This window comes from Okeania sp. (assembly GCF_983059655.1).
Map to the genome: position 1 here is coordinate 1 of NZ_CEZPJD010000357.1, position 7989 is coordinate 7989.

The 7989-nt window shown below is 37.7% G+C and carries 4 protein-coding genes; 2 read left to right on the forward strand and 2 right to left on the reverse strand.

Annotated elements, in window-relative coordinates; all coding sequences use genetic code 11:
- Nucleotides 1-454: 454 nt before the first annotated feature.
- Nucleotides 455-2341 (reverse strand): ATP-dependent zinc metalloprotease FtsH2, encoded by a 1887-nt coding sequence (gene ftsH2 / locus AC3DU7_RS19075; RefSeq protein ID WP_488040892.1) that lies wholly within the window; start codon nt 2339-2341, stop codon nt 455-457.
- A gap of 1497 nt (nt 2342-3838) precedes the next feature.
- On the opposite strand from ftsH2, the gene fcmB reads away from it, so the two are divergent.
- Both fcmB and fcmC read left to right on the forward strand, forming a co-directional pair.
- Nucleotides 3839-4933: a filament morphology actin-like protein FcmB gene (gene fcmB / locus AC3DU7_RS19080; protein ID WP_488040893.1), complete on the forward strand. Its 1095-nt coding sequence runs from the start codon at nt 3839-3841 to the stop codon at nt 4931-4933.
- 565 nt (nt 4934-5498) lie between these two features.
- Nucleotides 5499-6077, forward strand: a complete 579-nt coding sequence (fcmC, locus tag AC3DU7_RS19085; protein WP_488040894.1) for a filament morphology membrane protein FcmC — start codon at nt 5499-5501, stop codon at nt 6075-6077.
- A 38-nt stretch (nt 6078-6115) separates the two neighbouring features.
- On the opposite strand, the gene AC3DU7_RS19090 is transcribed toward fcmC, so the two are convergent.
- A complete protein-coding gene (locus AC3DU7_RS19090) occupies nt 6116-6700 on the reverse strand; it encodes a PAP/fibrillin family protein (protein WP_488040895.1) in 585 nt (194 codons plus the stop codon).
- Nucleotides 6701-7989 lie beyond the last annotated feature (1289 nt).

The following is a 7989-nucleotide window of genomic DNA, read 5'->3' on the forward strand; positions in this document are numbered from 1 at the left end:
GACCGCTTTTTCATCCCCTTGAAAGGGGAGGCTTGAGACCTTATTTTTTGGTCAATAGAAATCATAGTATAAAATCCAGATAATTACTATATCCAAGTCATTGCCACAGTCACAGATTAGAATAAAGCAATCTCAAGGGTTTAGGAGATTGCTTCCTATCGTCGCAATGACAAATTTTCAACTGTATTTATATATAAAACCAGAGACTAGAAATTCTGAAGTTTATTTTTTTCATCTTCTGATAACACTTTTCAGATTGGTGAATCACATCATCACAACCAAAAATTTTTAGGGACGTTCCATGGAACGTCCCTACTGTTGCTTCTATAAGCAGGATTGTTTAGGAGGAGTTGAACCCCCTCTAAACGTTAAAAAAATAATCTTGCTGACCGCTGTTTGCGCAGAATTCCGCAGGAAAAGCTGACCGCTGATAGCTGACTGCTGATAGCTAAAATTACACAATGGGAACAAAACGTTCTTTTTCTGGAACATTAGTGTACTCAGCTACAATTTGTCGGAACTCATCACCATCAATAGTTTCTTTCTCAACGAGCAGATCGACTAAACGATCTATGACAACTCGATTCTCACGCATTATGTCACAAGCGTGTTCATAACAATGTTCAACAATAGTGCGAACTTGATCGTCAATACGAGAAGCGATCTCATCAGAATATTCTGAACGAGTCATCATGTCGCGACCCAAAAAGACCTCACTTTGTCCAGTTTCCAAAGACATCGGACCCAAATTCGACATACCATAACGAGTCACCATTTGACGTGCCATTCCTGTAACCTGTTGCAGGTCATTGCCAGCACCAGTTGTCACTTCAGCATCACCAAAAATAACTTTCTCAGCAGCGCGACCACCAAGAGCGCCAGTAATACGAGCCAAAATTTGTGACCTGGAGATTAAACCTTGGTCTTCACTAGGCATAAACCAGGTGAGACCACGAGCTTGACCACGGGGAATCAAAGTAACTTTTTGCACGGGGTCATGGTCTTTAATCAAAGTACCAACGATAGCATGACCAATTTCGTGATAACCAATTAATCGCTTGCTCTTACCATCCATGAGTGGAGTTCCTTCCATACCTGCAACCACCCGGTCTACGGCATCATCAATTTCCGGCATGGTAATTGCTTCTTTACGACGACGAGCAGTGAGAATTGCTGCTTCATTCAGCAAGTTGGCCAAATCTGCACCTGTAAAACCAGGAGTACGACGAGCGATCGCATCTAGGGATACTTCTTCACTGAGCTTCTTGTTGCGAGCGTGAACTTCCAGAATTGACAAACGACCTTTAATATCTGGAGCATCAACAGTAACTTGACGGTCAAACCTACCTGGGCGTAATAATGCAGAGTCTAATACATCAGGACGGTTAGTAGCAGCAATAATAATGATACCAGTGTTACCCTCAAAACCATCCATTTCTGTCAGTAACTGGTTAAGAGTTTGTTCCCTTTCATCATTACCACCACCGATACCAGCACCACGTTGTCTACCTACTGCATCAATTTCATCAATAAAGATAATACAAGGAGCATTTTCCTTTGCTTTTTTGAAGAGGTCACGAACGCGGGAAGCACCCACACCCACAAACATTTCTACAAATTCCGAACCAGAAATGCTGAAAAATGGAACACCAGCTTCACCAGCGATCGCCTTGGCCAACAAAGTTTTACCAGTTCCTGGAGGTCCAACTAATAGCACACCTTTAGGAATACGCGCTCCTACAGCAGTGAATCTTTCTGGTTTTTTGAGGAAAGTCACAACTTCTTGTAATTCTTCCTTGGCCTCATCAACTCCAGCCACATCATCAAACAGTACACCTGTCTTCGCCTCCATGGAGAAGCGGGCCTTAGACTTACCAAAATTCATTGCTTGTCCAGGGCCACCAGGGACATTACTGGAGCGACGGAAGAGGAAAAATAGACCGACAATCAATAAAACTGGGAAAACCAAATTTCCTAATAAGCCCCATATTGCTCCTTCATTGCGTGGGGGATGACTGTCAAAGTTGATATTTGCTTCTCGTAGACGAGAAATTAGGTCTGGAGAATTGGCCGGTAAATCTACTCGTAATCTTTGGACCCGATTATCTAGTTCTGGATCTACTGCTTCAACAATAGCTGTACGGCCACCTTCATAAAGGTCTACGCTTGTCACTCGGTCCGCTTGTAAGTAGTCCAAGAATCGACCATAGCTCATTCGGGTACTGGCGGTATTGCTACCCATGTTTGCCACTGTTGGGGAGAATGCTCCTTGCCAGACAAAAAAGCCGATGACTAGAGCTGGTAAACTCCAAAGTACAATTGTTCTCCAAGAAATTTTCATAAATTATTGGCCTCTTTTAGTAAAATTGCATTGAAATGGCTAGTGTGATCTTTTATACTACTGACACTATTAACTCAGTAGTTAAAAAAATACTCATAATCTTAACTAAATGTAACTTAACAATAGACTTTAGGGCAACTACTTGGACTTTCAGAACAAATCTCCTGGCATTGACACTAAGGAAATTAGGAGTCAGGAGTTAGGAGTCAGGAGTCAGGAGTCAGAATTTTAAAGGTTTTCAGTTCAAACTAACTATCATAAAAATTGTCACAATCAATGGGCGGATTACTATGTATAGGGAACAGGGAACAATGGTAAAAGTATTTCTGTATACTAAAGTTCATCATTAATATAAGGTAAGCATTTCCTGCGGACTGCTGCGCAAATAGCTATTAGCTGTCAGCTAGCCTCCTCTGGAAGAACTGCGGACTTCAGCAACAAGACTCTTTCATATAGGACAGTGTTTAAATTAACAACTGACTTTAAGGACAAGGGAGGCAATTTTTGTAGTAAGACAATTAATCAAGCGTCGATCCTAAACAAAAAGCAATAGCTGATAGCTGATGGCTGAAGGCTGAATGCTTACAATATAAGTCCTAAGTAACTCTTTCCTTGCTATATATTAGATATCTCGATAAAAGAGGGAACAGGGAACAGGGAACAGGGATAATTAATTGATAATTTTATAGAGTGTAATTGCTTTGATTTTTAATTTTTGGAGATGTCTATTTAGGAGAGAATACTAAAATCCTACGGTTTTGGTGAAAAAATAAGCGAAGGGTATTATTAGGAATATTAAGAAGGAAATATTAATTTCAGGTTAAATCTTTAAATGAATATAAAGTCATTTTGTTAGAAGTAGGGAATTACTCTAGTTGCCTAGATGTTTTGCTTACTAAGAAGTGAAGAGAGGCACAGTCAAAAAATCAACTTTTTTCCTTTTCCTTTGTTTGTGCTAAACATTTTTAACTTAAGATGCTAAATTCATGGAGAGTTATTTTAATTAAATTAGAAATTCTAATAACAATTCCTGCAAAGTGTCATTAACTTGTTTAATTAATGAAGGGAGCTTCGTGAAACGATGCTTTAATAATTATTTTGACCGGACTAATATCTAATATTATATTTAGTTAGCTATATGTCCTCGGCTCAAAAGAATAGGTTTGACCAAAAAGCTATCTAGAGAAAGTCTGAAAATCTCCACTTTTCAACCGAGCGGTCTAACATACTCGCTTATTTTAACAAGCGTGAAATAGAGGAAGGTCTCATACCTGATATGGGAATTTCCCCGTACTGCAGAAGTGAAGGTGTAAAAGTATAGAGTGTGTATTCTCCAGTTGACTGAAACTTCTGAAAGTACTTTACTTCTACCTTCTATGTTAATTTTATTCAGCGATTTTATTCGCTTAATGCCGTAGGTCTTAATTAATCAATTAACTAGGATTTTTAACAACGGCAGTATTTTGATTTAAAAGTTTAGTGAGGTAATACAGCCTAATGGTTATTAAACAGCCAGGAGCAGCAGCAATGCTGACCCAGAAATCACAAAGTGTCGGTAAAAAAACAATCTTGAGTGTAGACTTAGGACGAACAGCTAGTAAAGCTTGTGTTAGTCGGACTCCCAATGGTGTAGTTTTTATTCCAGCTAATGTCAAACAATTAACTTTAGAACAAGTCAGATCGGGTAATTTTGAGTCTAAACCTACAGACCCACTATTAGATATGTGGCTGGAATATCAAGGCTCTGGATACGCTGTAGGTCAGTTGGCTGCTGATTTTGGGGCCAATCTATTCGGTGATGAACGCTCTTTTGCCAAGTCCAAAGTCGAAGATGCTCTCATGAAAATTTTGGCCTGTGCTGGTTATTTTCAGCTCAAGGGCGAGTTTTCAGTTGTGATGGGTTTACCATTTTATTCCCAAGAGCAATTTGAAAAGGAAAAGGAACAGATTGTTAGTCAATTACAATGTCCTCATAAAATGTCCTATCGGGGTAGCGAACCTACGGAAATTAGAATTAATAAGGTTTGGGTCATGCCAGAGGGCTATGGTAGTTTGCTATGGTGTGAAGCTAACAATGGCAAGGAATTTAAGCCAGAGTTACCTAAACTATCTCTTGCTGTTGTTGATATTGGCCATCAGACTACAGACTTTTTAATGGTAGACCGTTTTCGGTTTGCTAGAGCTGCTTCTAAGAGCGAACCTTTTGCCATGAGCCAATTTTATGAAGATGTGGCCTCTAAGATTGAGGGAGCAGATGCTCAGTCTTTGTATTTGCTAGAAGCAGTCCATAAACCAGAAGGCCAGCGTTCCTATCGTCCCAAAGGAGCGACTAAACCGATTAATCTTGATGGTGTTGTGCCTGAGTTGCGTAAAGTTTTTGCGGCTAAACTCTGTGACCGTTTGATTAAGTGGCTACCAGAAAGGGTGACAGATGTTGTGATGACTGGCGGTGGTGCAGAATTTTTCCAGGAAGATTTGGAAAAGTTATTACAAGAGGCAGGTCTCAAAGCTCATTTAGCTCAACCATCTAGAGAAGCAAATGCTCTGGGACAATATATTTATGGAGAGGCTCAACTAGCAATATCTAGATAAGTTTTAAAAAGCGTTTCCTGACGGAATGCTCTGCAAACAGCATTTCAGCAATCAGCGTTTCCTACGGAATGCTACGCAAACAGCTTTGCGCAAAGGGGATTTAAATCCCTCCTAAAATTAAATGACAAGCTTGCGTGCTGGGGATTTTTTACCCAAGCTTTTCCGTTCCGGAATGATGCGAAACAGATACTATTATCTATGGACTTCCTTTTTAGGCTGATAGCTGATAGCTAATAGCTGATAGCTAGTTAAAATTACAAAGATATTTGAGGTTGTAACATCTAAGCAATTTTAGATAACTTCAGGTGCTAAAATTCAGTTTATAATTACAGCACTTTTGAGGAAGCGTAAGGTAGAGTATAGACTATTCTTAATATCTCCTGTTCTCTATTTCCTGTTCCCTGGGGCAATACAAACTTGTACCTACAAGACTCGAAAACTTCTGTAAGTATAGCACTGAGGTTCCTGTTTAGTTTTTTCTAGTTCTGGAAGTAAAAAATAACGGGGGCACAGTAGAAAATTTATTTTCTCTGTCCTCGTATTAAGTTAACAAAAATATTACCTGATGCTTTGGGAAAAAAATCAGAAAAAAGAAGTCTTTTTTACCGAAGAGGCAGCAGATCGACAATTATTGACAGCTATAGAAAAAGAGTTAAATTCTCACAAATATCGAACTTTTAGCAATCTTTGTAAACAAGCTCTGTGGCAATTTTTGGATGTATCTTCATCATCAACAGATTTAGCTCAATCTGCGTCTAATTTACAACGGCTAGAACATCGGATTTATGAGAGGCTTACCAAACATTTTTCTGAGTTAGAAACAAAGTTGGTTTCTGAACAATTAAAGACATCTAATAATACAGTTCAATCAAATGAAAATGATTTAAGAAAAAGCTTGAATCAATTGAATCAACAGTTGAGTCAAATTCAATTAAATTTAGATGCTAAATTAATTGAAGTTATGGAGACTTTTAAGACAGAATTGTCACAGATAGAAATACCGATTACTAAATCAGCTCAAGAAGAGTCAGAAGAATTAACTTCTACTAAATCAATAAAAGAAGAAGATTTACCTGTTCAACAATCTACAACGGATGCAGACCCTTTGTTGCAGCGCTTAAGTTCTCTAATAGAAGATTTCTAAATTACTCATCATTCACAAAAATTAGTGAGTGTATTACCTTACACCCTAGTTAGTACAAATACATTGCCCTGATTGCCTCTTCCAATGCGTAAATCTTCATCTAAATATGTAATATCTAACCATCCTTTTTGTTCTCGGTTTTGTATATTAAAATCAACAGCAGTAAATTTTTTTCCTGATTCTATTTCGGCAATTAATTTATTAGGCGATCGATAATCTATTAAACTTTGTAATCCTAAAATTGAACGATTAAATTTAACATTTACTCGCTTTTCTGACACAGCTTCAAACTGAGCAACAACACTAACTATTCCTTCTAAAAAAGGCAAACCAGATACTTCAGCAATATTATAGACTGCTGTATCTTGGACTCGGATACATTGATAAATCTCCCCTAGTTTCAGGAAAGGAAAACTATCAATGCGTAGTAATTCTTGACTGGTAGTATAAAGTAATCGCCAATTGCCGTTTAATAGTTCTTTTGCTTCCAAGGGACAAGGGTTGGGATTATAATCTTCTACTTGAGCGATCGCTGCTAGAATTACTTGTTGGTCATTTTTACTTGCTAGTAAACCACGATTTTTGCCTGTAAGTGTCTCTATTAATCTGGATTTATAAATCATAATTCTTGTTTATTGTCAATCTTTGTTGATTCTAAGCTGACAATTTTCTTTTATTTGCAGAAGAATAAAATTTCAAAAACATTCATCGGGTATCCGGGTCTTAAGCAATTTTAACGATATCTTTAACAGTAGCAAAAAATTTAGATCGGATTACTACTTGGACTGATTTTAGTTTGTTTGAATTAATTTAAAAATTTTAGATTTTAGATTATTTCTCGGTGCAATATGTATCTTGCTTCTTTACTCAAGCTCTTAAAATTCTCTTTTCCTTGATGGGTTTAATATCAAATACAGTTGAGTACTTGTCATGTATTTGGGAGTGGGAGAGGTTGAGGTAATTATAGAATTATCAACATATATTATATAACCGAATTTTATATAATACCCCACTTAATATAATTTCCAGTTGAATACTTTATACATTAAAGGATTAGGGAGGGTTTACAAGGAATAATGAGGGTTAGACGAAGAGAGAAAGTGGACAAGTAAGCAGAAACTCATTCAAACTTAATAATCTCTAAGCTTTTTTTCTCCCAAGTTTTCCTTGTTGTGCAAGTCCAGTCACAACCAGAAAGTAAAAAACCTACCCTGATGAGAGTAGGAAGCGGGGACAATATTGACATCCTCTCTGGCCTAAAGGTACAGATATTCCTACCGATCCCTAACTCTTCGGCGGGTTGATGCTTCTTAGGCTGCTGCTACCTTAACAGTAGTCTTATGCTTACCTTTATGTCCTTTTATAGTTTCCTAGTGCCCCTGGCAGTGATAGTGTAGCATGTATTCAATTCACTAGCAAATAAAAAATTGCCCTACAAGGGCGAGGCATAACTACCCAACTTTTTCGTGAGAAAAGGAAGATTTACCCCATTTAATTAAGGAATTCTCCGGACTTGATGTATAGGGGATGCCAATGGGATTTAGTGGAGTTATAATCCCCATCAACCTTATTCTCAGTTACTTATTGATTACTGACTATTTCTTCAAGGTTTGATGCAACTAAATTCATCTAATCTGTTAAATAAGGACAGAAAAAACATTTACATATATTATTTGCTGGCAAATTTTACACAAAATCCCCTAAAATCCAATAGACCGGATATAGGATATGAGTAAATCTTAAAGATATTTAGGACAGACTTACTAAAATTCCTTTACTGAGGATATATGGAAGAAAAACAACAAACAAACAGCCAATCACAACCGGTAGTGCCACAACCAACTGTGGTACAGGAAACAGTAAATCCACAACCACCTGTAGTGCCACAACCAACTACGGTACAGGAAACACC

What these genes read in the sequence shown, in the direction of transcription:
- fcmC (WP_488040894.1), top strand. Translation starts at nt 5,499, where the DNA reads ATGCTTTGGGAAAAAAATCAGAAAAAAGAAGTCTTTTTTACCGAAGAG.
- ftsH2 (WP_488040892.1), bottom strand. Translation starts at nt 2,341, where the DNA reads ATGAAAATTTCTTGGAGAACAATTGTACTTTGGAGTTTACCAGCTCTA.
- fcmB (WP_488040893.1), top strand. Translation starts at nt 3,839, where the DNA reads ATGGTTATTAAACAGCCAGGAGCAGCAGCAATGCTGACCCAGAAATCA.
- AC3DU7_RS19090 (WP_488040895.1), bottom strand. Translation starts at nt 6,700, where the DNA reads ATGATTTATAAATCCAGATTAATAGAGACACTTACAGGCAAAAATCGT.